Raw genomic sequence first — 24,167 nt, forward strand, 5'->3', positions numbered from 1 at the left:
GTCTTTCGACATGGACGTCCTGCAAATATCGATCGCGGCGATGCCGTTCCTGCTTGCGCTGATGAGCCGGACGCGAAAGGCAATCGCGCCGTGCCTGCTGACGAGCATCGTCACCGTGCTGCTCGGCGACGAGCCTCATCGGGCGGTCATGGCCTGGTGCGTCGGCGTGCTGATTGCCGCCGTTGCCCTGCGTGAGCGGCTTCGCGCGAGGTGATCCGGCGCCGTCACGGCGCGCTCAGGACCTGTTTGACCAGCGCCTCGCGCAGCGTTGCCAGCTCGCCGCTCGCTTCCATCTGTGCGATCACCTTGCCGACCTTCGGCACCAGATCGCGATGGCGTTCGTGCAAATAATGGTAGATGTGGATGCGCTCCAGCGGTGGCGAGAGCGGGACAATCCTGGTCTGCAGATTGAGTTTCCTCACCGCGACGAGCCCGCTGAAGAGATCGGTGACCATCAGCTCGAAACGGTCGGCGTCGAGCATCCTGATCATGTTCTCGAGGCTGGTGGTCGCGGTGACGCGGGCCATGCCGCGCGTCCCGGCCTCCGAGGAGCCGACGCCGCGGACGATTCCGATGCTGTACTCCCTGATCGAATTCCAGCCGGCGACGTCGAAACGGAGTTTCGTCGCGAAGACCGCCGGCTCGATGTAGTTGATCGCCGGCGTCACCTGAATCAGCGTCGGGTAGTCGCTGGAGAGCGTTCCGATCCGCTGAATCTCGCCATCGACCTCGCCGGCGCTCGACAGCGCCAGCGCGCGCTTGCCGGGGACGTCCTCGAACGCCAGCTTGATATTCAGCTTGGCGTAGACGGCCCGCAGCATCTCGCCGCCGACATATTGATCGGGGATATCGGCAATCCGCGCCAGCCGGATGAGCTCCTGCGCGTGCGACGGAGCGGCGGCGAGCAATGACAGGCAGGCGACGATGATCCGCCACATGACGCGTCTCCTTTGCCCTGCATAGCTACCATTGGATTCGGATGGCCGCGATCCACCGGGGGGCACCCGTGTGGCGGCCGCACCGCTCGCTTGTCTTGCAGGCGACTGCGGACTTTAACCAATGTCATTCCAGTACGCGAAGTGATAGTTTGCGCGAGAATCCTGCTGCTGGGCGCAAGACAAGACCCCGCCAAGCCACCCATGGGCCGGCAGGATCGCCACGCAGGTCGCGTGATGAGAGAATTTCAACTGTCGAATTGCTCGCGGCTGCGATCCGCCGTCCGGAGCAGGGTGCCGCCATTCCGGGGACGTGGTGCATGGGCAACGCAGGCGACGAGGACTCCAAGCGCAGCAGTCGCGCCGGTCCCCCGGCGGCCGCGAAGCAGGATTTGAACGGGATCGGCGCTGCATTTGCGCCAGGGATGATCGGAGCGCTGCTGTCGCGGATCTTCAACTGGTCGCGCAGCGGCGTCGGGCCGCGCCTGCTGGCCGCCGTGCTGCTGTTCTCCTCGATCGTCACGCTGATGCTGACCGCGCTTCAGCTCTATCTCGACTACGACCGCGAGGTCGGCGTCATCGAGACGCGGCTAGACGAGATCGGCCGCAGCACGACCGGCAGCCTCGGCGAGAGCCTGTGGAATCTCGACCAGAACCAGCTCAAGCTCCAGCTCGACGGCATCCTGCGGCTGCCCGACATCCGCGCCGCCGAGGTGCGCGAGGTCGCCGATCGTCCCAATCCGATCCGTGTCGCGGTCGGCGAGCCGAGCACCCGCTCAGCCGTGACACGCGACTATCCGCTGAACTACAGCGTCCAGGGGACGGCACGCCAGATCGGCGTGCTCCATGTCGAGGCGACGCTGGCCGAGGTCTATCAGCAATTGCTGAACCGCGCCCTGGTCATCCTGGCAAGCCAGGCCGCGAAGACCTTTGTCGTCTCGCTGTTCATCATCTACATGTTCCATCTGCTGGTGACACGGCATCTGGTCGCCATCGCCGAGTTCGTCGGCCAATACAGCCTGTCGCGGCCACCGCCGCCTTTGCACCTCGAGCGCCGGCCGCCCCGCGATCCCGACGAGCTGGACAAGGTGATCGACGCCTTCAACGCGATGTGCGAGAATCTCGGGCGCGCCTATGGCGAGCTGCGCGAGGCCAACGCAAATCTCGAGCGCGACCTGAGTATCCGCCGGCGCGCCGAAGAGGACGCGCGTGCCAGTGAAGAGCGTTTCCGCGACTATGCCGAGACCGCGTCCGACTGGTTCTGGGAGACCGGACCGGATCATCGGTTCACCTACGTATCCGACCGGGCCGGCGCCTTCGGCATGGACAACAAGGCGCTTGTCGGCAAGCACCGCACAGATGCCGCCTCCGACCGCGACGCCGAGCCTGAGAAATGGCGCGCGCACGTGGCGACCTTGGACCGCCACGAGCCGTTCCGGAAGTTCGAGTATCGCGGGCGCGACGTGGCCGGCCGCATGCATCATTTCAACGTCAACGGCCAGCCGATCTTCGCGGCGGACGGACGCTTCATGGGCTATCGCGGGTCGGCCACTGACCTCACGGTGCAGCACGAGGCCGAGGAGCGGCTGCGCCAATCCCAGAAGATGGACGCGATCGGTCAGCTCACCGGCGGCGTCGCTCACGACTTCAACAACGTGCTCACGGTCATCACCGGCACCATCGAGATCATCCAGGAGGGGCTTGCGGACAAGCCCGAGTTCGCCGCGATCGCACAACTGATCGACGATGCGGCGGCGCGCGGCGCCGAGATCACCTCGCAGCTGCTGACCTTCGCGCGCCGCCAGCCGCTGGAGCCCCGCGACATCGACGTCAACGCACTCGTGGTCGAAACGGCGAAGCTGCTCAAGCCGATCCTCGGCGAGCATATCGAGATCGTGACCCGGCTCGCGGACGACGCCTGGTCCGCGATGGCAGATCCGTCGCAGCTCTCGTCGGCGATCGTCAATCTCGCCGTCAATGCGCGTGACGCGATGCCGGGCGGCGGCCGGCTCACGCTGGAGACCGCGAACCGCGAGCTCGACGGCACCAGCGGTGCCGGCGACGGCGACGTCATGCGCGGCGCCTTCGTGATGATCGCGGTGGCCGACACCGGTCACGGCATCCCGGCCGACATCCGCGAGCGCGTGTTCGAGCCGTTCTTCACCACCAAGGGCGTCGGCCGCGGCACCGGGCTTGGGCTGAGCATGGTCTACGGCTTTGCCCGCCAGACCGGCGGGACCGTCATCATCGAGAGCGAGGAGGGGCGCGGCACGGTGATGCGGCTGTTCCTGCCGCGGTCGAAGGGCGAGGCGCCGGCCAGGACGGCGCCGGTTCAGCCGCCCGCGTCGGCACGCGGGCACGAGACGATCCTCGTGGTCGAGGACGATCCGCTGGTGCAGGGCTATGTCATCGCCCAGCTCGGCACCCTCGGCTATCGCACGCTCGCCGCCAGCGACGGCGCAGCTGCGCTTGCGCTGGTCGACCAGGGCGTCAAATTCGATCTCCTGTTCACGGACATCATCATGCCCGGCGGCACGAACGGACGGGAATTGGCCGAAGCCGTCCGGCTTCGCCGGCCGGGGGCGAGCGTGCTCTACACCTCCGGCTACACCGACGACACCATCGTTCACGAAGGACATCTCGATCCCGGCCTGGCGCTGCTCAGGAAGCCGTACCGGAAATCGGAGCTGTCGCAGAAGATCCGCGAGGTGCTTGCAGGCGAGCCGCCGGCCTGAGCGGAGCTCATCCATGCAGACGCCACCCACGAAAAAGGCGCGGCGGGGAGGCCCCGTCGCGCCCGATTTCTTGCTCGCTGGTCCAGGGCTGAGAGCGCCCCGATGCCAGGCCTTTCGTCAAAGCCTAGCGGGCGATCCCAGCGAGGTGACAGCGCTTGAGATAAGACACTGGATCACCTCCTTTCGTTGGTTTCGGGACTCTGAATATAGGACGAAATCCCGCCGCCGTTAAGGGGCGCCCCGGGGGCGGGAACTGGCCTGTCCGCAAGACGGGAAAGACCGGTCCGGAGCAGTTGAGACTGCCGCCCGGTCGTGTTAGGGAGCCAGTGATGCGGGTGTAGCTCAATGGTAGAGCAGCAGCCTTCCAAGCTGAATACGAGGGTTCGATTCCCTTCACCCGCTCCAAATTTTTCGAAGATTTTGCGAGAGTGGTCAGGTTTCAGTCTGACAAATCGGCTGCTTGACACGTCCTGATGCTCGCTTTGCGATCGACTGTTTCGCGGTGGAACGATCGTGGTGTGCACTCTGGCGGGGGCCGCGCTCGGGCCGCGGCTTCTGCGGTGGTGAGGTGTTGCGTCAATACCGACGTCGCACTCGAAACCGCGACAAATGCGTGCGGCGATATCAGTGTCGATAGCTCGCGTCTCGATCGAACGCCGCGCAAACTGCTCGACGTCAGCCGTCTCGCCAAGCTCGGCTGGCGTGCCACGACCTCGCTTCACGATGGCTTGAAGTGCGCCTATGCGGCGTATCAGGCCGGCGCGCCGGTGGCGGCGCGAGAGTAGGAACCTTCACCGCAAGCAAGAGTTGGCCGGTCGGGCAGGGCGAAAAGCCACACGAGGCCGACCGTGCAACAAGCCGTGCGCGTGCGCTCCACCGCGCAAATCGCGGGGCATCCGATTCATCCGATGCTGTCGCCATCGACAAGACCGGCGCACTGCTCTTCGCCGACGACAGTGGCAACGCCGTGTGGCGGGTGACGGCGGCCCATCCGCAGGTCACGCAGCGCTAGATATCGAGGAGCTGCACCATGGGCCTTGCTCAATACGCGATCGTGCCGGTCGAGGACGAATGGGGCGTGCTGCATGACGGTGACGTCAAAAGCAAATACGCGACCAAGGAAGCCGCGTTCGAGTCCGCGGTCGCTGCCGCCTCCCTGGCGATCCGTCAGGGGCATGAGGTGCATGTCAGCGTGCCCGGTCGCGAAGCCGGCGAGAATGCGCTGGGAAGCTAGGGATACGATCAAGCCCGTGCGCTTGTGATCCTGAGCGAGTACCGCGCCACGACTGCGCATCATCCCTACGTGAACGAGATCCGCTAACCTGTTTCCGGCCGTCGCCACGCCACCCTGATCCTTCCTACTGACCGACGATGGCGTCGATTTCCTCTTTCAGGAGGGCGCCGTAATGTTCGAGGACGCCCGACGTCAGCTTGGCGCAGAGCAGCGTGAAACTGAGCGCCGCGCCCGGCTTTTCGCCCGGCGTCATGATCGGCAATCCAACTCCGGCAATGCCGGGAATGAGCTCGCCCACATCCACCGCGTAACCGCGGCGACGGGTGTCGGCAATCAGCTGTCGAACCTTGTCCTCGGTGAGGTTGCGATAGGACGCGTAGCGCCCGAGGTTGGCGCGGATGATGTAGTCCTGCTCGTCCTCGTCCAGGAATGCGAGCATTGCGATCGAACCGGGGCCCACGCCGAGGGGGACGAAGCCGCCGATCGATCCCGTCAGCGTCGGCACGATGCATTCGCCGTCGCGCCGGTCGAGACAAACGGAATCGTGGTTGAAGCGGGCCATCAGATGGGTCGTGTCGCCGGTGCGGCGCCTGAGCCGGGACAGCGCGATCTCGCAGCGGCTGATGATGCCGGGGCCGCGAGCCGCGCGGACGCCGTAGATCGCCATGCGTGCACCCAACCTGTAGCGCCGTTTTTTGTCGTCGCGGGCAAGCAGCTTGTGACCGACCAGCGTGTTGAGGATGCGGTGACAGGTGGCGGTGTTGAGCCCGGAGCGGGCCGCCAGGTCCTTGAGCGATAGGCCCTCGACGCCGCCATCGGCGACGAGATCCAGCAGGATGACGGTCCGGTCGAGCAGCTGGGCTCCACCGGAGGGCGGTTGGGCGATCACCGGCACAGTATCTCACATTATGAAAAAAGAGGCCTCGGCAACTTGTACATTGAGAAAGATGCGTCTCCAATGATGAAAATTAGGTCGCTTGGGATTGATGCATATTTTTTGAGCGACCTGATTTCTGCATTCGCAAAGCTGATGGCTGACGCGGCGCTGTGGCAACAGCGCTGGAAGGCCGTGATTTATCCAGAGGAACAGGATGACAGGCTTCAAAACGATGATGGGCGTTTCCGCTGTTGCGCTCGCTGCTTTTTTTGCTGGTAGCGCCGCCGTGGCGGGCACGCTTGAGAACGTCAAGGCGCGCGGCAAGCTCGTCGTCGGCGTGAAGAATGATTACGTGCCCTATGGCTTTCTGAACGACAAGGGCGACATCGTCGGCTTCGAGGTCTCGCTTGCGAAGTACGTTGCCAAGGAGCTCCTTGGCTCCGAGGATAAGATCGAGCTCGTGCCTGTCGTCGCGTCCAATCGCATCGAATTCCTGACCGCCGGCCGCATCGATGCGATCTTCGCCACGCTCGGCGTCACGGCCGAGCGCGCCAAGGTCATCGACTTCACGACGGAATACGTTTCCGCTGCCGGCCCGTCCGTGCTGGCGGCCAAGGAAGCGACGGTCTCCAAGTGGGAAGAGCTGAAGGGCAAGTCGGTCTGCGGCATCCAGGGCTCCTACTACAACAAGAAGATGACCGAGGAATTCGGCATCAATCTCGTGGCCTTCAAGACCCAGCCGGAAGCCTATCGTGCGCTGAAGGACAATCGTTGCATCGGCTTCGTCTTTGACGACATGACGCTTCAGCAGAAGCTCAAGGAGCCCGATTGGGCGAGCTACAAGATCGCGGTGGCGCCGTATGAATTCCAGCCGATGGCCGGCGGCCTCCGCAAGGGAGACACGGAATTCCACGAAGCCGTCGACAAGGCCATCGCGAAGGCCGAGGCCGAAGGCAAGCTGATCGCGTGGGAGACCGAGTTCGGCATGCCGCACTCCGACTACATCGCCGCGCGGGCGAAGGCTGCGGTCGCGAAGAAGAACTGACGCACACGGAGCGGCCTTTGTTCGGACTCGACTATTCCTGGCTCGCGGATCCTGCGTACCAGCAATGGCTGCTGACCGGTGTTGTCAACACGCTGAAGCTGGCGGCGCTCTCATCGGCGGCCGCCATCCTCATCGGGATGCTCGGGGCCCTCGGGCTCACGCTGCGGATTTTCTGGCTCGATGCCCTGATCGAGCTGTTCGTCGAGGTGTTCCGCAACACGCCGCCGCTGTTGCAGATGTTGTTTGCCTATTTCACCTTCTCGAACCTCGGCCTCAAGGTGACCGATCCGTCGACGGGATTATCGGTTCCGCTTCTCAGTGCCTTCGCCTGTGCTGCGATTTCGCTCAGTCTCTTCGGCGGGGCGCTGGCGACCGAAGCCTTCCGCTCCGGCATCGAAACCATGCCGCGGTCGATCATCGATGCGGCGCGGTCGCTGGGGTACGGCCGATGGGCCCGCTTCTGGCGCATCGAGGCGCCGATCGCCACCCGCGTCTGCCTGCCGGGACTGACGAACATCCTGACCAACCTCTTCAAGACGACGTCGCAGGCATCCGTCATCACCGTGCCGGAACTGATGTACTACGCCGGGCAGATCTACAATGACACGTTCCGCACGCTGGAGGTCATGATTCTGGTCCTCCTCATATACGTGGTGCTGGTGTCCATCCTCACATTTGCGATGGCGAGGCTCGAAGCCTTCATGGCCTTCCCGGGTTACGGGAGGGGGCATTGATCGCGGGCTCCATGCTCTCCTATGAGGGAAAGAAGCGCGCCGTTCTGCTGCTGATCGCCCTTGGCGTCGCGATCTGGATCGCGGTCGATGCGGCGGCGGGCGGCTCGGCGCACTGGAGCCGCGTGCTGGCGCGGCTTCCTCTGCTTCTCACCGGCTCGGCGTCCGGCTGGCCGATCAATGGCGGCTTTGCCCTCAATATCATTCTCTCGATCGCCTCCATGGCACTGGCGACGGTGCTCGGTACGATCATGGGTCTTGCGACGCTCGCCAGGTTCGGACCGATCCGGGTCCCGTCTCTTCTGCTGATGAATTTCCTGCGCAATTCACCCTGGCTCGTTCTGCTTTTTGCAACGCTCTATTTCCTGCCGTTTGAGATGCATGTCTTCGGCACGACCATTGCGTTCCCGCCGTTCGTGAAGGCCGTGATTGGCCTTGCGCTGCCAACGGCGGCGAATTTCTCCGAGGTGATCCGGGGCGCCGTTCAGTCCATTCACAGCGGTCAGTGGGAAGCGGCACGTTCGCTCGGCTATGGCACCGGCCAGATCTATCGCCACGTGATCATGCCACAGGCGCTGCGGCGCATGATCCCGGGCTGGATGAATTCCTACGCGTTGCTGATGATCGCGACAGCGCTCGCCACGGTGACCGGTATCCAGGACGTGCTGACAATTCTGAATACTTTGCTCGCCATGGAGAACGAGCGCGTGATCGTCTACTTCTATTTGACCATCCTCTTCCTGTTCATCGCCTATTGCTATCCGATCGCGGTCGTCGCGCGCCGGTTGGAACGCGCCGTGAAGGGAGAAAGCCTGTGAACCGCATCGACGCGCTGATCGAGCTCGACAACGTCCGCAAGTCCTTCGGTGACGTCCCTGTTCTCAGGGGCATTTCGATGTTCGTGCAGAAGGGCGAGGCAGTCTGCATTATCGGTCCTTCCGGGTCGGGAAAGTCCACCATTCTGCGCTGCATCAACGGCCTGATTCCCGTGGACGAAGGCTTTGTCCGCGTCGGCGCACACCGTGTGCATGAAATGAGGTCGGAAAAGCAGATGCGGGTGCTACGCCATCAGGTCGCGATGGTGTTCCAGCAGTACAATCTTTTCCCGCATCGTACGGCACTGGAAAACATCATGATGGCGCCGATCCAGGTTCTCGGACACGATCGCGCCGAAGTCGAGGAGCGGGCCCGCAAGCTCCTGAAGAAGGTGCGGCTCTCGGAGAAGGCGGACAGCTACCCGGGGCAGCTGTCCGGCGGCCAGCAGCAGCGCGTGGCAATCGCCCGCGCACTCGCGATGCAGCCGGAAGCGATCCTGTTCGACGAGGTGACGGCTGCGCTCGATCCCGAAACGGTAAAGGACGTGCTGTTCGCGATCCGCGAACTGGTGGAGGAGGGCCTCACCTGCATTCTCGTGACGCACGAGATGAAGTTCGCCCGGGAAGTCTCGCAACGCGTTTGTTTCACCGATCGTGGTCTGATCGTGGAAAGTGCGCCTCCTGCGGAACTCTTCGACAATCCGCGAGACCCGCGCACGCGCGAATTCCTCGGTCAGGTTCTCTGATCGCACCACCGGGGCGGACGCGCTGCGTGGTGCGGCCATCCCAAGTGCAATGAAAATGAAAGGTGAGCCGGAAGGCCCAATACATCATGCCTCGTTTTGACGACATCTACGCCAAGGACTTCAAGGAGACGCCTTACTGGTGGGAGGCCGCGGAACCGGAGACCGATCTCGATCCGCTGCCGGAGCGAGCCGACGTCGTGGTCATCGGCTCGGGCTATGCCGGGTTGAATGCAGCGACTCATCTGGCGCGCGCCGGGCGCTCCGTCGTCGTCATCGACGGTGACCGGATCGGGGAGGGAGCCTCGACGCGTTCGGGCGGGATGGTGTCGAGTGGCCAGAAGCTGGTGGTTAGTGGTGCGATCAAGGGAATCGATCCCGTGCTCTTCTCGCGCCTGATCGGCGAGAGCAACGAGAGCTTCGATTATCTGAAGATGCTGGTCGAGACGGAGAAGCTGGATGCGGGGCTTGCGCTCAGCGGCCGCTTTTTCGGCGCCCACGCCGCGGGCGATTACGAAACCCTGAAGCGGCATGGCATGCTTCTGGCGGAAAAGACCGGCGTGACCGTACATTTCCTCGATCGCGCGCATCAGCGATCGGCGATCGGTTCGGACTATTATCACGGCGGCATGGTGATCGACGAATATGGCGGTCTGCATCCGGGCAAGTATCACAAGGCGCTGCGCGACCGGGCGCGCGCCGCCGGCGTCATGCTGCGCTCGCATGCGCGCGCGGGTATGGTGCAGGATGGTGCGAAAGGAGAGAAGATCGTGCCGACCGCTCGAGGCGCCATCCGGGCTGCCCACGTGGTCGCAACCACAAACGGTTACACCGCCGCCGATGCGACACCTGGCCTCGCCAGCCGTATCGTGCCGGTCAAGAGCTATCAGATTGCCACCGCGCCGCTGCCGGCCGATCTCTTGGCCGAGCTCGTTCCGCAGGCCCGCATGGTGTCCGACACACGCCGTGACTTGATCTACGCCAGGCCGTCGCCTGACGGGACACGGCTTCTGTTCGGTTCACGCCCGGGCATCTTCGACATGCCCGACAAGCTGGCCGCGAAGCGGCTTTATGCGCGCATGTTGGCCATCTGGCCGCAGCTTGCGGGCGTGAAGATCACTCATGCCTGGAGCGGGCGCGTGGCCATGACTGTCGACAAGATAGCCCATCTCGGGGTTCGCGACGGCGCGGATTTCGCGGCTGGTTGCAATGGCAACGGCGTCGCGCTGATGACCTTTCTCGGCTACCAGACAGCACGCAAAATTCTCGGCGAGCAGAACATGCCATCGGCCTTCGATCGCGAGACATTCACGGCCGTGCCCTTCTATTCGGGCAAGCCCTGGTTCGTTCCGCTCTTTGCCGGCTGGTATCGCCTGCGCGATTTCCTCGACCGTCCGGGACGCTGAGCCTCGGGCGGCACATCCGGCCCGGCTCGCCTTCCGCGTACCCGTTTCAAGGAGGACCACGTGTCCAGGATTATTCCCGATCTTGTCGTCGCGCCGCAGGAGCTGCCTGCGCATGTGGACGTCGTCGTGATCGGCGGCGGCATCATCGGCGTGTCGACCGCGCTTTCGCTGGTTGAGCGTGGCGTCTCCGTTGCCCTGTGCGAAAAGGGATTGATCGGAGCAGAGCAGTCGTCGCGAAACTGGGGCTGGGTACGCCAAATGGGGCGCGATCCGGCCGAGTTGCCGCTCGCGATCGAGAGTCTTCGGCTCTGGCGTGGCATGAACGAGCGTATCGGCGGCGAAACCGGCTTTCGGCAGGCCGGCATCGCCTATCTCTGCGACACGGATGCCGACGTTGCGATGTATGACGAGTGGTTGAAACACGCCACGTCTTTCGATCTCGACTCGCGCTTCGTAAGGGGCGAGGCGCTGAAGACGCTCATGCCGGGTATGGCGAAACCGATCCGTGCCGCGCTGCATACGCCGAGCGACGGCAAGGCGGAGCCGTTTATCGCCGTCCCTGCAATCGCGCGCGGCGCGGCCGCGAAAGGGGTGCATATCCTCACCAACTGCGCGGTCCGTTCCATCGAGCGATCGGCGGGCAGGGTGAGCGGCTGTGTCACCGAGCGCGGCGAGATCCGCTGTTCGTCCGTCGTGCTGGCGGGAGGGGCTTGGTCGCGCCTCTTCGCCGGCAACATGGGCATCGATCTTCCGGTCCTGAAGATCCTCGGCAGCGTCGCCCGCGTTTCTTCGATCGAGGGCGTTCCGGATTTTGCCGTTGGTGCGGGCAACTTCGCTTTCCGCCGCCGTCTGGATGGCGGGTTCACCGTCGCCCAGCGCAACGCGAACGTCGCCCCGATTACGCCGGACAGTTTCCGATTGTTCTGCGACTATACGCCGACGCTCATCAAGAGCTGGAACGAACTGACACTTCGCATCGGCGGTCAGTTCGTTCGCGAGCTGAAAATGGCCCGCAGCTGGAAGAGTGATGAGGTTAGTCCTTTCGAGCATGTCCGCATTCTTGATCCCGATCCGTCGCTGCGGTTCGTCCACGGCGGCGTCACCCATCTGTGCGAAGCCTTCCCGGCGTTCCGCGACGCCAGGATCATGCAAATGTGGGCTGGCCTGATGGATGTCACGCCGGATGCCGTTCCAGTTATCGCGCCGGTCGGCTCCGTTCCAGGCTTCTATCTCGCGACCGGCTTCTCGGGCCACGGCTTCGGTATCGGTCCTGGCGCCGGCGCCCTGATGGCCGATCTCGTGACCGGTTCGACGCCTTGCGTAGATCCCGCACCCTTCCGGATGGAGCGCTTCAAGCGCTTGAAGAGGGCCGCCTGATTTTTGATGCCCACGCCAAACAAGGCGTAGTCGTCACGGGAGCTCTTCTCGTGGCAGACGGCGGCGGCCGGTCTCCCACACACAGTCGCGCTGTCTGAGGCGGGCAATCTTGCCGGCATGGGAGAAGCGAGCCCAGCGTGCGCTTGTGGCGAAAAGCGTGTGTTGAACTGGCGGTCTGAAATATCTGGTCGTCTCTGCGTCGGATGTCGACGACGCGTCTCCGCCCGAGCGCTGCTGATCGGCGCACAATCGCCAACTGTGTTCAAGTCTGGCGAAAATAACATCATGTTAGGTTTATCGCATAACTGGGTAATTGTGTTAGCCCGGCGAAAGCCTATTGTCGCGACCAATCGGATACCCATCGGCAGTGACAAGCGCTCGCGGAAGTCGGCAGAGCGCCCGGAGAATGCTGCCCAATTTCTAGCGAAGCCCGACAACGGGACGTCAGCAAACCCAGTGGAGGAATTTTCTGCGATGACCACGACTCGCACGATCCGTCACATGAGTCAGTCCAGGAAGGCCGCTGCCAGCGGCTGGATCGGTTCGGCTCTCGAATATTATGACTTCTTCATCTACGCGACCGCCGCGTCGCTGATCTTCCCGCAAATCTTCTTCCCGTCGGAAAACCCCACCGTCGCCATCGTCGCATCGCTGGCGACCTACGGTGTGGGATATGTGGCCCGGCCGATCGGGGCTTTCGTTCTCGGACATTGGGGCGACACCCATGGCCGCAAGACCGTTCTCATCGTCTGCATGTTCCTGATGGGCATCTCGACGATGGCGGTGGGTTTTCTGCCGACCTATCAGCAGGTCGGCATCCTGGCGCCGATCCTGCTCGTCATCCTGCGCCTTGTGCAGGGATTTGCGGTGGCCGGTGAAATCTCCGGCGCGAGCTCGATGATCCTGGAGCATGCGCCGTTCGGCCGGCGCGGCTTCTATGCCAGTTTCGCCCTTCAGGGCGTGCAGGCCGGACAAATCCTCGCGGCAGCCGTGTTCCTGCCGCTGGCGGCCTATATGCCGACCGACGCATTCAATAGCTGGGGATGGCGGATTCCGTTCCTGCTCAGTTTCTTCGTCATTGTCGCAGGCTACATCATTCGTCGCGAAGTCGACGAAACCCCTGCCTTTGCGCAAGAGGGCGCACGGGGAGAAACGCCGCGGTCGCCCATTGTTCAGGCCATCAAGCTGAGCTGGCGCGACATGCTCAGGGTCATCTGCATGGCTCTGATGAACGTCATCCCGGTCGTTGCGACCATCTTCGGTGCGGCCTACGCGGTGCAGCCGGCCTATGGCATCGGTTTTGCCAAGGACGTCTATCTGTGGATCCCGGTCCTCGGAAATATGCTGGCCATATTCGTCATTCCCTTCGTCGGCAATCTCTCCGACAAGGTCGGTCGCAAGCCTCCGATCATCGTGGGCGCGCTGCTCTCAGGCTTGCTTGCCTTCGTCTATCTCTATGCCATCAGCATCAGGAATGTGCCGCTGGCGATCCTGGTGTCGCTGCTGATGTGGGGCGTCGTCTATCAGGGCTACAACGCCATCTTCCCGAGCTTCTACCCGGAGCTGTTTCCGACCCGCACGCGGGTGTCGGCGATGGCGATCTCGCAGAACATCGGAACGACCATCACCGCGTTGCTTCCGGCCCTGTTTGCGACCGTGGCGCCTCCCGGCTCGGACAATATCCCCTTGACGGTGGGAGCGATCGCCTTCGGTATCACTGTCATCGCGGCGCTGGCGGCCGTCACGGCCCGGGAGACCTATCGAGTCAGTATCGACGATCTCGGCAATCCCAAGGCCGTTCCGATGCCGCGGGCCGACTATGAGCGGCAGCGTGCGGAGGCGGCGAGCGGTGCGGCCGCAATTCCGACCTGAACGGCACGCAAGGGGCCTGCCGCTGCGATCGATGATGTTTGCAGCGGCAGGGCTCGATGCGTTACTTGAGTGCCTATTCGAACTCCGTGCGCGCGAGCGCGATCATCATGAGGTCAAGGGATGAACCCCGTTGTTGTTGCTGTCGCCATCACCGGCTCCGTTCCGCGCAAGAAGGACAATCCCGCGGTGCCGATTCTGCCGTCCGAGCAGATCGAGTCGACGCAGGAGGCCTTCGAGGCCGGCGCCACGCTTGCCCATATCCATGTTCGAAACGATGACGAGACGCCGTCCTCCGACCCCGCGCGTTTCGCGCAGGTGCAGGAGGGGATCAAAAAGCATTGCCCGGGGATGATCGTTCAGTTCTCGACCGGCGGGCGGGGCCGCGATCCCTCGGCGCGGGGATCATCGCTTTATCTGAAGCCGGACATGGCCTCGCTGTCGACAGGGTCGGTGAACTTTCCGACGATTGTCTACGAGAACGGCGCCGCCCTGGTCGAGACTCTCGCGACCGGCATGAAGACAAATGGCATCCGTCCGGAAATCGAGATCTTCGATCTGTCGCATCTACATGGTGCGCGGCGTCTGATCGAGGCGGGGCTGATGGACTCGCGTCCGCACGTGCAATTCGTCATGGGCGTCAAGAATGCGATGCCGGCCGACGAGCATGTCCTCGACATCCTCCTGGGAGAGCTGAAGCGGCTGATCCCGAAAGCGACGTGGACCGCTGCCGGGATCGGACGCCATCAGGCCGAGGTCATGGGCTGGGCGCTTGCGCGCGGCGCCGACGCGGTGCGCACCGGGCTCGAGGACAATATCAGGATCGACAAGACCCGCCTGGCCGCCAGCAATGCTGAGCTCGTGACCATCGCCGGCGAGGCTGTCGCGCGCCACGGCCGGCGCGTCGCGACCGCGGCCGAGGCGCGATCCTTGCTCGGGCTCGCGGGGTAGGGGCTACTGCCTCCTGCTGACATGCTCTCGGCCGCCTTCTGCCATTCGGCGGCCGGCGTTCCTCTGCGCCAGGACTTCCGTTATCAAGACTCCCGCTATGACGTGTCTGTGCGCACGCATGCAGCTGGGGCAGGCGACGATCGGAATGCGGTTCTTGAAATCTGACGGCAGGCTCATCGGGGTCCTGCTGGTGCTTGCAATCACCCAGCTCATTGGATGGGGCACGATTGGCCTTCCGCCGATCGTGGGCCGTGACCTCGCGGCCGATCTCGGCATGAGCCTCCCGATGGTGTTTGCGGGCACCTCGACGCTTTATGTCACCATGGGCCTGTGCGCGCCCTGGCTCGCCAAGGCTTTTGCGCGGCACGGCGCACGCAAGGTGATGATGGTGGGCACCGTCGTGGCCGTGCCGGGCTATGTCCTTCTGTATTTTGCGCACGAGCCGATGCTCTATTTCGTGGCCTGGGTCATCCTCGGCATGGGCGGCAGCGCCACGCTGTCGACCGGCGCCTATATCATGCTCAACGAGGTCGCCGGGCGACAGGCCAAGAGCGCGATTGGCGCCCTCATGCTGGTGACGGGACTGTCCGGCAGCATCTTCTGGCCGACCACCTCGTTCCTGAGCGGTCATTTCGGTTGGCGCGGCACCTGCCTCGTCTACGCCGCCATGCTGTTTCTCGTTTCGCTGCCGCTTTATGCTTTCGCAACTCCGCGCCGGGCCATCGCGAAGGAGGGGGGCACCGCTCCCGCAAAACAAGCCAATGCGCTGTCAATTCCGCGGAGCACGTTCGGCCTCGTCGTCGCCGCGATCACCGTCAATGCCTTCGTCACTTTCGGCCTGAGCGCCGTTTTCATCGAATTGCTGCGGGCCGAGGGGCTGGCGCCGGCGCAGGCGATCGCCTTCGGCTCGATGCTCGGCGTGATCCAGGTCAGCGCCCGTGGGCTCGATTTCCTCGGCGGCGGGCGCTGGGACGGCATCACGACGGGGCTTGTCGCCGGCACGGCGCTGCCCGTTGCCATGCTGCTCTTGATGCTGAGCGAGGGGGCGACCTGGGCGGTCGCGGTCTTCATCCTGCTCTACGGCGCCGGCAGCGGCGCGATGGCGGTGGCGCGGGCGACGATCCCGCTGGTGTTCTACGACCAGGCCGAGTTCGCCAAGGCGTCGTCAATGATCGCGCTCCCGCTCAATCTCGCCTCCGCGATCTCGCCGCCCGTTCTTGCCGGCCTGCTCACCCAGTTCGGCAGCCGCGGCGCGCTCGGTCTCACCTTCGTCTGCTCCTGCGCAGCGGTGCTGATCCTGGTTCTGCTCGGCCGCCGCCGACCGCAGGTGGCCGCGGCCGGTGTGGTGTGAGGTCGGCGGCACGTCGGTTGCCGCGAGTTGCCGGTCGCTTCCTATTCGTTTTCACCGAGTGTCGCCCGGCCGCCACAGCAAAAGCGAGGGGAACCCGCTAGAGTTGGAATCGTCAATCCCATGGGCTGGAATTTGCAATGAAACGCACGCTAATCTGCCTCGCCGCGCTGGTCTGCTCCGCCGTCGCTGCGGATGCTGCCGACTTGCCCGTTAAGGCAGTGCGTTCTGTCGCCGTGTCGCCCTTCGCATGGACTGGCTTCTATGCAGGTGTCCAAGGTGGTTACGCGTGGAGCCGGGATCGCACTGTCGAATTCTTCTTGGGCGGGCCTCCGACCGGCTTCACGCATGGGTTCCGCGCGGACGGCGGCTTCGGCGGTGTCCATGTGGGCTACAACCATCAATTGGACAGGCTCGTTGTTGGCCTTGAGGCCGATGTAGACGTGGGCCCGGTGAACGGCGGATTTAACATCCCGTTTTTCCGATACGACGCGCGCAAGGAGTGGGAGGCCTCCGTTCGCGGACGGCTCGGCTTTACACCGACTGAGCGCCTGCTGCTCTATGTGACGGGTGGCTTGGCGTTCACCGAGCTGAAGTACCGGTGGACGTCGACATTGGCAGTTCCCACGGTGGATGCCGACATTTCGAAGACCGGATGGACCGCAGGCGTCGGCGGAGAAGCGGCGCTGACCAATCGGGTTACGGCGCGCCTGGAATATCGCTATAGCGATTTCGGCACGTCCCGCTTCGACTGGCCCGACGTCGGGAGCTACGAGCAGCATCCTCGCTTCCAGTCCGTGCGCGGTGGAATCAGCGTCAGGTTCTAGCCGTCATCAGCGGCGCGGATCGCCGTGGCGGAGCGCCGGCGCAGGCGCGATAGCCGTGGCGCGGAAATCCGCCCGCCGCAGGGCCGCTCCTGCTGCCGGGCGATGGATAGCCGTATGCCCCGAACGCAGTGCTCAGAACTCCAAAATGGTGTATCCGCAGGGAGCGCGGCCAGGGCTTAAGGCCGCCGCGCCAATATTAGTTCCCGGAGGAAATCGACATGTCGGCCTTGCCGCTCTCAGGCATCAAGATCCTTGATCTCACCCGCGTGCTTGCCGGGCCCCTGTCGGCCCAGATGCTGGGTGATCTCGGCGCGGAGGTGATCAAGATCGAGCGGCCGGGCACCGGCGACGACGCGCGCGCCTTCGGCCCGCCTTATCTGACCGACCCCGAGGGCAAGGCCAACAACAACAACTCATTCTACCTTTGCGCCAACCGCAACAAGAAGTCGGTCACCGTCAACATCGCCAAGCCCGAGGGGCAGGCGATCATCCGCGCGCTCGCCAAGGACGTCGACGTCTTCATGGAGAACTACAAGGTCGGCGATCTCAAGCGCTATGGCCTCGACTACGAGACGATCAAGGCGATCAACCCCGGCATCATCTATTGCTCGGTGACCGGCTTCGGCCAGACCGGCCCCTACGCGCCGCGCGCTGGCTATGACGCGATCCTGCAGGCGATGGGCGGCCTGATGAGCGTCACCGGCCATATCGACGGCGAGCCCGGCGAGGGTCCGATGAAGGTCGGGCCGTCGATCGTCGACTACATGACCGGCATGAACACCTCGATCGGAATTCTCTCGGCGCTTTACCATCGCGACGCCAATGACGGGCAGGGGCAGCACATCGACGTCTGCCTGTTCGACACCGTGATCGCATCGCTGTCGCACTGGCTGCAGATCTACCTCGTCAACGGCAAGATGCCGCCGCGCCGCGGCACCTGGGGCAATGGCGGCATGCCGGCCGGCGTGTTCCGCTGCACCGATGGCGAGCTGATGCTGGTGGTCGGCAATGACGGCCAATTCCAGCGCACCTGCGCCGTGCTCGGCGAGCCCGAGCTCGCCAATGACAAGCGCTTCGTCAAGAACAACGACCGCGTCGTGCACGGCAAGGAGATCATGGCGATCTTCGCCGGCCTGTTCCTGAAGAAGCCGGTGGCCTACTGGCTCGAAAAGCTGGAGGAGGCCGGCGTGCCGTCGGGCCCGATCAACAATTTCGAGCAGGTGCTTTCCGATCCGCACGTCCAGTCGCGCGGCATGCGGGTGAAAGTCGATCATCCGTTCGAGCCCGATCTCTCGCTGATCCGCAACGCGCTGACCCTCTCAGAGACCCCGATCGAGACTTATCGTGCTCCGCCGCTGCTCGGCGAGCACACTCAGGAGGTGCTCGGCGGCAAGCTCGGCTATGATGCCGGCAAGATCGAGCAGCTGAAGCAGCAGGGGATCATCTAGTTTCGCTTCCTGATCCTCTCAGGGGCGTGCTGGCGAAGACCAATGCGGTGCTGGCGCGCATGCGACAGCGATCCTGACCAGCCTGGGAGCGACGGTTGCGCGATGCCAGGCCTTGCCCGAGGCTTGCGTGCAATCCCCAGATGAACCCGGTCCGTACTCGCACAGGCTTCCGCTTTGCGCGCGACTCTGATGCGATCATCCCGACGCAAGTCCGGGAGGGAACGCATGTCCTACACGATCGGGTTTCAGGCCAAGGACCAGAAGGCAATTCTGGCAACCGAGGCAGCAACGGCCAATCAGGCCGTCGCCATCATCGCCGCGCTGCGGCAAAGCGCCGACGAAATAAAGTTCATCCGTTCGCCCCAGGAAGGCGAGATGGGTATCGAGATGCTGCTGCTGCTCGCCAAGGAAGAGGCCGAGGAGATGCCGCAGCGGGTGTAAGCCACGATCCGGAAAACTGCGCAGCGGTTTTCCCTCGCGACAAACGCGGAACGCGTTTGCGCGGAGATCATGCTCAAACAAGAACTAAAGCGCGATCTCATCGCGCTTTAGCGCAACCACACTTCGAGCTTTAGCGAAGCATGCCGGCTGCAGAATAATGTAGCAAGGCGCCAGTCTCGCTCGAACCGAAGGTGGCCGCCGATGAAACGCGAAGCGCTCCGCGTCGAACCGATCTCGTCCTTTCTCGACCGTGTCAAGGCGCCGACCTCGCCGGTCACGCGCGCCGGCAACATGATCTTCGTCGCCGGCCTGCCGCCGTTCGACCCCGAGACGGGCGAGATCGGGGGGATGCCAATCGCGCGGCAGAGCGAGATCATCATGGAGCAGATGAAGCTCTGCCTCGAGACGGCAGGCGCCTCGCTCGACAATGTCATGAAGTGCAACGTCTACTGCACCTCGACCAAACACTTCGCCGTCTTCAACGCGATCTATGCGCGCTACTTCCCGATCGATCCGCCGGCGCGCATCTTCGTCTGCACCCCGGAATGGTTCGGCCCCTTCGACGTCGAGATCGACTGCATCGCGATGATGTGAGCGCTAACGCGCGACAACCCGTGACGGCGCCTTCGTCTCCATCCGTCCCGCTGTCAGCGCCATCGTCGCGACGCTGACGACGCGCGCGACGACGTCGTCGACGTCGTCGAGATCGCATTTGCCTTCAGAGAGCTTCGTCAACCGCTCGCTCTCGCGGATGGTGTGGTGCGCCATGGCGAGCGCGAAGTTCAGGCCCCAATAGATATCGACGTCGCTGCGGTCGGGCAGGGAGCGCCGCATGGCGCCTGCGAATTTCCGCAAATGGTCGATCTCGCGGTTCTTGATGCGGCGGATCGGCGGCACGGATTCGATCGAGGCGCGGATCATGAAGCGCGCCGCGGTGGAGCGCTGGTTTTCCGGACCCAGGCAGCCGCGCAAGGTCGGGCCGACCAGCGCGCGCAAGATCACCTCGATCGGCGCGCGACCGCCGCCTTGCTCTTCCGCGGCCTTCAATTCGCGCAGGCGTTCGCGGTTGGTGGCGATCGAGCGCGAGACGAACAGCTCCGCGATCAATTCGTCCTTCGAGCCGAAATGATAATTCACCGCTGCGAGGTTGACGTTGGCCTCCGCGACGATGTCGCGCAGCGTCACGTCGCCAAAGCCGCGATCGGCATAGAGCCGTTCGGCGGCGGCGAGAATGGCAGACCTCGTATGATCGCTGGCCATGGATGCCCCTCAGGGAGGGAGTTGCAATTCAAACACTTGTATGAAACTATCGTTTGAAGGCCGGAGAAAGTCAATCCGCAATCGAGACTCGTTCGCAGCGCGCGGACGGGTTCCGAAGCGTCCGCAGGCATTCGTGCTTGCGGACCGCGTGCGGCGGGAGGACAGTCCGGCGCAAAACAGCTTTGCAAAGAGAGACCGAGGAGCGTCCCATGGATTTCGATCTGTCCCCCAAGCAGAAGGAATGGCTCGACCGCGTGCAGTCGTTCATGACCAAGCACGTGCGTCCGGCGGTGCCGATCTATAACGAGCAGGATCACAGCGGCGAGCGCTGGAAGGTCATTCCGGTGCTGGAGGACCTCAAGAAGAAGGCGAAGGCCGAAGGCCTCTGGAACATGTTCATGCCGCCGAACGAGCATGAGGACGACGAATTCCGTGGTGCGGGATTGACCAATCTCGAATACGCGCTGTTGTCGGAGCAGATGGGCCACATCTCCTGGGCCTCGGAAGTGTTCAACTGTTCGGCGCCCGACACCGGCAACATGGAAGTGTTCATGCGCTACGGCTCCAAGGAGCAGAAGCGCAAATGGCTGCGTCCGCTGATGGACGGCGAGATCCGCTCGGCGTTCCTGATGACGGAACCGGCGGTCGCCTCGTCCGACGCCACCAACATCGAGACCAGCATCGAGAAGGATGGCGATCACTACGTCATCAACGGTCGCAAATGGTGGTCGTCCGGTGTCGGAGATCCCCGCTGCAAGATCGCGATCCTGATGGGCAAGACCGATTTCAAGGCGGCCAAGCACCAGCAGCAGTCGCAGATCCTGGTTCCGCTCGACACTCCCGGCATCAAGGTCGAGAAGATGCTGCCGGTGTTCGGCTTCGACGACGCGCCGCACGGCCACGCCCAGGTGCTGCTCGAGAACGTGCGCGTGCCGAAGGAGAACATCCTGCTCGGCGAGGGCCGCGGCTTCGAGATCGCGCAGGGCCGCCTCGGTCCCGGCCGCATCCATCACTGCATGCGCACCATCGGCAAGGCCGAGGAGGCGCTGGAGAAGATGGTGAAGCGTCTGATGTCGCGTACCGCCTTCGGCAAGAAGATTGTCGAGCATTCGGTGTGGGAGCAGCGCATCGGCGAGGCCCGCACCAACATCGAGATGACGCGTCTTCTGTGCCTCAAGGCCGCCGACATGATGGACAAGGTCGGCAACAAGACCGCGCAGGCCGAGATCGCCATGATCAAGGTCGCAGCCCCCAACATGGCGCTGAAGATCATCGACGAGGCGATCCAGGCCTTTGGTGGCGCGGGCGTTTCGGACGAAGCGGGTCTTGCCAAGGACTACGCCGGCATCCGCACGCTGCGGCTCGCCGACGGTCCGGACGAGGTGCACAATCGCGCCATTGCAAGGCTCGAAGTTCGGAAGTATGCCAATTCTCCCAAGCATTAAGAGGGAGAGCCCTGCGGCGCTCCCGACTTGAAAAAGACGACAGGGCTGATCCGCATTCGGTGACCGCTTGACGCAAGTGCGTCAGCGGTTACCGATTAGGATCATGTTCGGACTGAAGAGGGAGCGTCATCGTGGCTGACGGCGTCAGGAAAGACGAAGAATTCTCGGGCACCAAGCCGGTCGAGGAGCGTCATCGCTTCGACGAGATGCGGCTCGAAGCCTGGATGCGCGACAACGTCGAAGGCTATGAGGGCCCGCTGGTTGTCCTCCAGTTCAAGGGCGGCCAGTCCAATCCGACCTACCGGCTCAACACGCCGAACCGCTCCTACGTGATGCGCCGCAAGCCGTTCGGCAAATTGCTGCCGTCGGCGCACGCGGTCGATCGCGAATATCGCGTCATCGCAGCCCTTGGAAAGCAGGGTTTTCCGGTCGCGCGCGCCTACGCGCTGTGCCAGGACGACAGCATCATCGGCGCGGCCTTCTACATCATGTCGATGGAAGACGGCCGGGTGTTCTGGGATCCGACGCTGCCGAGCCAGACGCCGGAGGACCGCCGCAAGATATTCACCAGCAAGATCGAGACGCTGGCAAAACTCCACATGTACGATCCCGTAGCGATCGGCCTCGGCGAGTTCGGCAAGCCCGGCAACTATTTCGCGCGGCAGATCGACCGCTGGACCAAGCAGTACCGGGCGTCCGAGACGCAGCACATTCCGGAGTTCGAGAAGGTCGCCGAATGGCTGCCCAAAACCGTGCCGGAGCAGGCGCGCGTCTCGATCGTCCACGGCGACTATCGCCTCGACAACATGATTTTCCACGCGACGGAACCGCGCGTGCAGGCCGTGCTCGATTGGGAGCTGTCGACGCTCGGCGATCCCATGGCCGACTTCACCTATCTCCTGATGCAGTGGATCATGCCGGGCCTTGACGGCGCCGACCTCAAGGCGCTCAACATCCCAAGCGTGGAAGAGGCCGCGCAGATCTATTGCAACGTCACCAAGATGACGGTGCCCGATCTCAACTGGTATTTTGCTTACAACCTGTTCCGCCTCGCCGGCATCACCCAAGGCATCGCCGGCCGCGTCCGCGACGGCACCGCCGCCAACGCCAAGGCGCTGGAGTCCGCCAAGCGCACCGTGCCGCTGTCGAAGGCGTCGTGGGAGTACGCGCAGAAGGCGGGCGCGGTCTAGACCCACAAAGGCGCGGCTGATGGCCGCGCCTTTTCGCTTTGTGGTTCGCCGTCTCCACACTTTCGGTGTCATTGCCCGCGAAAGCGGGCAATCCAGTATCCCAGAGACAGCGCGTGGACGCAGAGGAGCGGCGGCGTACTGGATGCGCCGGTCAAGCTGGGGCATGACACCGCTGTCGTCGCGACATCAGTGAAAGAACGGCCAGCCACATGATCGATCACGCCACCCTCATCACCTACATCCTCATCGTACTCGGTTTTGTCTTCATTCCCGGGCCTGCGACGCTGCTCACCATGGCGCGCGCGGTTAGCTCGGGAACGAAGGTCGGCATCGCGACCGGCGCGGGGATTGCGGCCGGTGACTTGATCCACACTTCGATGGCGATCGTCGGTCTTTCGGCGATCATCGCGACCTCTGCGCTGCTGTTCAGCATCGTTAAATATGCGGGCGCTGCGTTCCTGATCTATCTCGGCTTTCGCGCGATGCTCGACAAGGCGCCGGTCGAGCCGAACGGCGGCGCGCCCGCGATCGGCGCGGGCCGGGCCTTCCGGCAGGCCGTGCTGACCGAAGTGCTCAATCCCAAGACCGCGCTGTTCTTCCTTGCGTTCCTGCCGCAATTCGTGAGGCCGGAGCACGGTTCGATCGCACTTCAGCTTGCGATCCTCGGCATCGTCTTCGTGCTGCTGGGTCTCGTCAGCACCGTGGTGTTCGCCGTCGGCGCCGGTCGTCTGGGCAATCTCCTGCGCCGCCATCCGGCCGTGGTGAAATGGCAGGGCAAGGTGGTCGGGACCATCTACTGCGCTGTCGGCGTGCGGCTGGCGTTGCAGGAGCGATGAGGAACGCGTGCTCCCGTAGCCCGGGTGAGCGCAGCGACACCCGGGACGGCGGTCCCGCATGTTGCTAACGCTCATGCGGGCTACGCTCTGAACGGTTGCGGCGATGAATGCCATCAATGTCGACATCCTGCGCTCGCTGTTCATGCCCTTCTTCTTCGACGCGACGGCGTCGAGCGCCGCTCTGATGGTGATTGGCCTGCTACCGGGCGCGAATGGTGAACCTCGGTCCGACGTAGTAGCCGCCGTATCCGCGATCGTAATAGCCGGGACCGGCGTAGTAGTTGTAGCCCCTGCCGGGGAAGTAGCTGGGGTCGTCAAAGTAGCGCAGGACATAGCGTCCCCGGGTCCGCCAGCAGCGTCCATAATACTCGTTGCAGATCAGACCGACTTGGTCGACGTCGGAGATTTCGGCAGAGCCGATCGTCGTTGCGTTGAGCGGCGCGGCGGGAGCGGCGGCCGCAACCAGCGCGGCCCCGAGTGCGCCCAGTGCGATGGCCTTCATGGAGTTCTCCCTTCGGTTAGGCGAGAGTCTGGAGCCTAGCAGAAGGGAGCCTTGCCTGTCGGGCAAATCAGCTCCCGCAGGGTGGGCAAAGGCGCATCGTTGTCCGCCATTCGCACGGCGCAACAGAAGTGGCGGGTTACGCTGCGCTAAGC

The 24,167-nt window shown here is 63.7% G+C and carries 23 protein-coding genes, 1 tRNA gene and 1 pseudogene; 21 read left to right on the top strand and 4 right to left on the bottom strand.

What is annotated here, in order from left to right:
- Positions 1-10 precede the first annotated feature (10 nt).
- Positions 11-214 (top strand): hypothetical protein, encoded by a 204-nt coding sequence (locus AB7G19_RS17245; protein WP_166342325.1) that lies wholly within the window; start codon positions 11-13, stop codon positions 212-214.
- Positions 215-224: 10 nt separating this feature from the next.
- Here AB7G19_RS17245 and AB7G19_RS17250 read toward each other — a convergent pair whose 3' ends face one another.
- A complete protein-coding gene (locus AB7G19_RS17250; RefSeq protein ID WP_166342324.1) occupies positions 225-938 on the bottom strand; it encodes a substrate-binding periplasmic protein in 714 nt (237 codons plus the stop codon).
- A gap of 317 nt (positions 939-1,255) precedes the next feature.
- Here AB7G19_RS17250 and AB7G19_RS17255 point away from each other — a divergent pair, with 317 nt between their 5' ends.
- The 4 genes and pseudogenes from AB7G19_RS17255 (at position 1,256) to AB7G19_RS17270 (ending at position 4,904) form a co-directional block, all read left to right on the top strand.
- On the top strand, positions 1,256-3,670 hold the full coding sequence (locus AB7G19_RS17255) for an ATP-binding protein (RefSeq protein ID WP_441267996.1): 2,415 nt from the start codon (positions 1,256-1,258) through the stop codon (positions 3,668-3,670).
- 331 nt (positions 3,671-4,001) lie between these two features.
- A tRNA-Gly gene (locus tag AB7G19_RS17260) sits at positions 4,002-4,075 on the top strand.
- 212 nt (positions 4,076-4,287) lie between these two features.
- A pseudogene (locus AB7G19_RS17265) lies at positions 4,288-4,455 on the top strand (GDP-L-fucose synthase); the annotation flags it as partial.
- 245 nt (positions 4,456-4,700) lie between these two features.
- Positions 4,701-4,904, top strand: coding sequence for a hypothetical protein (locus tag AB7G19_RS17270; RefSeq protein ID WP_063986285.1), 204 nt, complete (start codon positions 4,701-4,703; stop codon positions 4,902-4,904).
- Between the two features lie 124 nt (positions 4,905-5,028).
- Here the strand turns inward: AB7G19_RS17270 and AB7G19_RS17275 are convergent, their stop codons facing one another.
- Positions 5,029-5,793: an IclR family transcriptional regulator gene (locus tag AB7G19_RS17275; RefSeq protein WP_234678552.1), complete on the bottom strand. Its 765-nt coding sequence runs from the start codon at positions 5,791-5,793 to the stop codon at positions 5,029-5,031.
- A gap of 202 nt (positions 5,794-5,995) precedes the next feature.
- On the opposite strand from AB7G19_RS17275, the gene AB7G19_RS17280 reads away from it, so the two are divergent.
- From AB7G19_RS17280 to AB7G19_RS17340, 13 genes are all read left to right on the top strand, one after another.
- Positions 5,996-6,826: a transporter substrate-binding domain-containing protein gene (locus AB7G19_RS17280; protein ID WP_283016894.1), complete on the top strand. Its 831-nt coding sequence runs from the start codon at positions 5,996-5,998 to the stop codon at positions 6,824-6,826.
- 17 nt (positions 6,827-6,843) lie between these two features.
- On the top strand, positions 6,844-7,560 hold the full coding sequence (locus AB7G19_RS17285) for an amino acid ABC transporter permease (protein WP_166342302.1): 717 nt from the start codon (positions 6,844-6,846) through the stop codon (positions 7,558-7,560).
- Entirely contained in the window at positions 7,557-8,375 is an 819-nt protein-coding gene (locus AB7G19_RS17290) for an amino acid ABC transporter permease (protein WP_224517323.1), read from the top strand. Before AB7G19_RS17285 ends, AB7G19_RS17290 begins: the two co-directional genes overlap by 4 nt.
- Positions 8,372-9,118 (top strand): amino acid ABC transporter ATP-binding protein, encoded by a 747-nt coding sequence (locus tag AB7G19_RS17295; protein ID WP_166342301.1) that lies wholly within the window; start codon positions 8,372-8,374, stop codon positions 9,116-9,118. The genes AB7G19_RS17290 and AB7G19_RS17295 overlap by 4 nt, the downstream gene beginning before the upstream one ends.
- A gap of 86 nt (positions 9,119-9,204) precedes the next feature.
- Complete coding sequence (locus AB7G19_RS17300) at positions 9,205-10,521, top strand: NAD(P)/FAD-dependent oxidoreductase (protein ID WP_166342300.1); 1,317 nt, start codon at positions 9,205-9,207, stop codon at positions 10,519-10,521.
- Positions 10,522-10,581: 60 nt separating this feature from the next.
- Entirely contained in the window at positions 10,582-11,898 is a 1,317-nt protein-coding gene (locus AB7G19_RS17305; protein ID WP_283016893.1) for an NAD(P)/FAD-dependent oxidoreductase, read from the top strand.
- A 474-nt stretch (positions 11,899-12,372) separates the two neighbouring features.
- The gene (locus AB7G19_RS17310; protein ID WP_085405396.1) at positions 12,373-13,770 is read left to right on the top strand and encodes an MFS transporter; all 1,398 of its coding nucleotides are present in this window, start codon (positions 12,373-12,375) and stop codon (positions 13,768-13,770) included.
- A 120-nt stretch (positions 13,771-13,890) separates the two neighbouring features.
- A complete protein-coding gene (locus tag AB7G19_RS17315) occupies positions 13,891-14,718 on the top strand; it encodes a 3-keto-5-aminohexanoate cleavage protein (protein ID WP_283016892.1) in 828 nt (275 codons plus the stop codon).
- A 145-nt stretch (positions 14,719-14,863) separates the two neighbouring features.
- Positions 14,864-16,069, top strand: coding sequence for an MFS transporter (locus tag AB7G19_RS17320; protein WP_354096742.1), 1,206 nt, complete (start codon positions 14,864-14,866; stop codon positions 16,067-16,069).
- Positions 16,070-16,206: 137 nt separating this feature from the next.
- Positions 16,207-16,893, top strand: a complete 687-nt coding sequence (locus tag AB7G19_RS17325; RefSeq protein WP_283016888.1) for an outer membrane protein — start codon at positions 16,207-16,209, stop codon at positions 16,891-16,893.
- A 218-nt stretch (positions 16,894-17,111) separates the two neighbouring features.
- Positions 17,112-18,341, top strand: coding sequence for a CaiB/BaiF CoA transferase family protein (locus AB7G19_RS17330; protein WP_354096741.1), 1,230 nt, complete (start codon positions 17,112-17,114; stop codon positions 18,339-18,341).
- A gap of 225 nt (positions 18,342-18,566) precedes the next feature.
- Positions 18,567-18,782 (top strand): hypothetical protein, encoded by a 216-nt coding sequence (locus tag AB7G19_RS17335; protein WP_014494475.1) that lies wholly within the window; start codon positions 18,567-18,569, stop codon positions 18,780-18,782.
- Positions 18,783-18,983: 201 nt separating this feature from the next.
- Complete coding sequence (locus AB7G19_RS17340) at positions 18,984-19,376, top strand: RidA family protein (protein WP_038942317.1); 393 nt, start codon at positions 18,984-18,986, stop codon at positions 19,374-19,376.
- 3 nt (positions 19,377-19,379) lie between these two features.
- Here AB7G19_RS17340 and AB7G19_RS17345 read toward each other — a convergent pair whose 3' ends face one another.
- Positions 19,380-20,042 (bottom strand): TetR/AcrR family transcriptional regulator, encoded by a 663-nt coding sequence (locus AB7G19_RS17345; RefSeq protein ID WP_354096740.1) that lies wholly within the window; start codon positions 20,040-20,042, stop codon positions 19,380-19,382.
- A 209-nt stretch (positions 20,043-20,251) separates the two neighbouring features.
- Between AB7G19_RS17345 and AB7G19_RS17350 the strand changes: the two genes are divergently transcribed.
- From AB7G19_RS17350 to AB7G19_RS17360, 3 genes are all read left to right on the top strand, one after another.
- A complete protein-coding gene (locus tag AB7G19_RS17350) occupies positions 20,252-21,487 on the top strand; it encodes an acyl-CoA dehydrogenase family protein (protein WP_063982561.1) in 1,236 nt (411 codons plus the stop codon).
- Positions 21,488-21,618: 131 nt separating this feature from the next.
- A complete protein-coding gene (locus tag AB7G19_RS17355) occupies positions 21,619-22,677 on the top strand; it encodes a phosphotransferase family protein (RefSeq protein ID WP_247307454.1) in 1,059 nt (352 codons plus the stop codon).
- 209 nt (positions 22,678-22,886) lie between these two features.
- Positions 22,887-23,513, top strand: a complete 627-nt coding sequence (locus AB7G19_RS17360; protein ID WP_354096739.1) for a LysE family translocator — start codon at positions 22,887-22,889, stop codon at positions 23,511-23,513.
- Between the two features lie 199 nt (positions 23,514-23,712).
- On the opposite strand, the gene AB7G19_RS17365 is transcribed toward AB7G19_RS17360, so the two are convergent.
- Entirely contained in the window at positions 23,713-24,015 is a 303-nt protein-coding gene (locus AB7G19_RS17365) for a hypothetical protein (RefSeq protein ID WP_208070710.1), read from the bottom strand.
- Between the last annotated feature and the right edge of the window lie 152 nt (positions 24,016-24,167).

Origin of the sequence: Bradyrhizobium sp. 215_C5_N1_1 (genome assembly GCF_052075935.1) — a bacterium.
GTDB classification, from domain to species: domain Bacteria; phylum Pseudomonadota; class Alphaproteobacteria; order Rhizobiales; family Xanthobacteraceae; genus Bradyrhizobium; species Bradyrhizobium barranii.

Bases quoted from the DNA above. Each gene is read 5' to 3' on its own strand.
- AB7G19_RS17245 (WP_166342325.1), top strand. From the start codon at position 11: ATGGACGTCCTGCAAATATCGATCGCGGCGATGCCGTTCCTGCTTGCG.
- AB7G19_RS17250 (WP_166342324.1), bottom strand. From the start codon at position 938: ATGTGGCGGATCATCGTCGCCTGCCTGTCATTGCTCGCCGCCGCTCCG.
- AB7G19_RS17255 (WP_441267996.1), top strand. From the start codon at position 1,256: ATGGGCAACGCAGGCGACGAGGACTCCAAGCGCAGCAGTCGCGCCGGT.
- AB7G19_RS17270 (WP_063986285.1), top strand. From the start codon at position 4,701: ATGGGCCTTGCTCAATACGCGATCGTGCCGGTCGAGGACGAATGGGGC.
- AB7G19_RS17280 (WP_283016894.1), top strand. From the start codon at position 5,996: ATGACAGGCTTCAAAACGATGATGGGCGTTTCCGCTGTTGCGCTCGCT.
- AB7G19_RS17300 (WP_166342300.1), top strand. From the start codon at position 9,205: ATGCCTCGTTTTGACGACATCTACGCCAAGGACTTCAAGGAGACGCCT.
- AB7G19_RS17310 (WP_085405396.1), top strand. From the start codon at position 12,373: ATGACCACGACTCGCACGATCCGTCACATGAGTCAGTCCAGGAAGGCC.
- AB7G19_RS17315 (WP_283016892.1), top strand. From the start codon at position 13,891: ATGAACCCCGTTGTTGTTGCTGTCGCCATCACCGGCTCCGTTCCGCGC.
- AB7G19_RS17320 (WP_354096742.1), top strand. From the start codon at position 14,864: ATGCGGTTCTTGAAATCTGACGGCAGGCTCATCGGGGTCCTGCTGGTG.
- AB7G19_RS17325 (WP_283016888.1), top strand. From the start codon at position 16,207: ATGAAACGCACGCTAATCTGCCTCGCCGCGCTGGTCTGCTCCGCCGTC.
- AB7G19_RS17330 (WP_354096741.1), top strand. From the start codon at position 17,112: ATGTCGGCCTTGCCGCTCTCAGGCATCAAGATCCTTGATCTCACCCGC.
- AB7G19_RS17335 (WP_014494475.1), top strand. From the start codon at position 18,567: ATGTCCTACACGATCGGGTTTCAGGCCAAGGACCAGAAGGCAATTCTG.
- AB7G19_RS17340 (WP_038942317.1), top strand. From the start codon at position 18,984: ATGAAACGCGAAGCGCTCCGCGTCGAACCGATCTCGTCCTTTCTCGAC.
- AB7G19_RS17345 (WP_354096740.1), bottom strand. From the start codon at position 20,042: ATGGCCAGCGATCATACGAGGTCTGCCATTCTCGCCGCCGCCGAACGG.
- AB7G19_RS17350 (WP_063982561.1), top strand. From the start codon at position 20,252: ATGGATTTCGATCTGTCCCCCAAGCAGAAGGAATGGCTCGACCGCGTG.
- AB7G19_RS17360 (WP_354096739.1), top strand. From the start codon at position 22,887: ATGATCGATCACGCCACCCTCATCACCTACATCCTCATCGTACTCGGT.
- AB7G19_RS17365 (WP_208070710.1), bottom strand. From the start codon at position 24,015: ATGAAGGCCATCGCACTGGGCGCACTCGGGGCCGCGCTGGTTGCGGCC.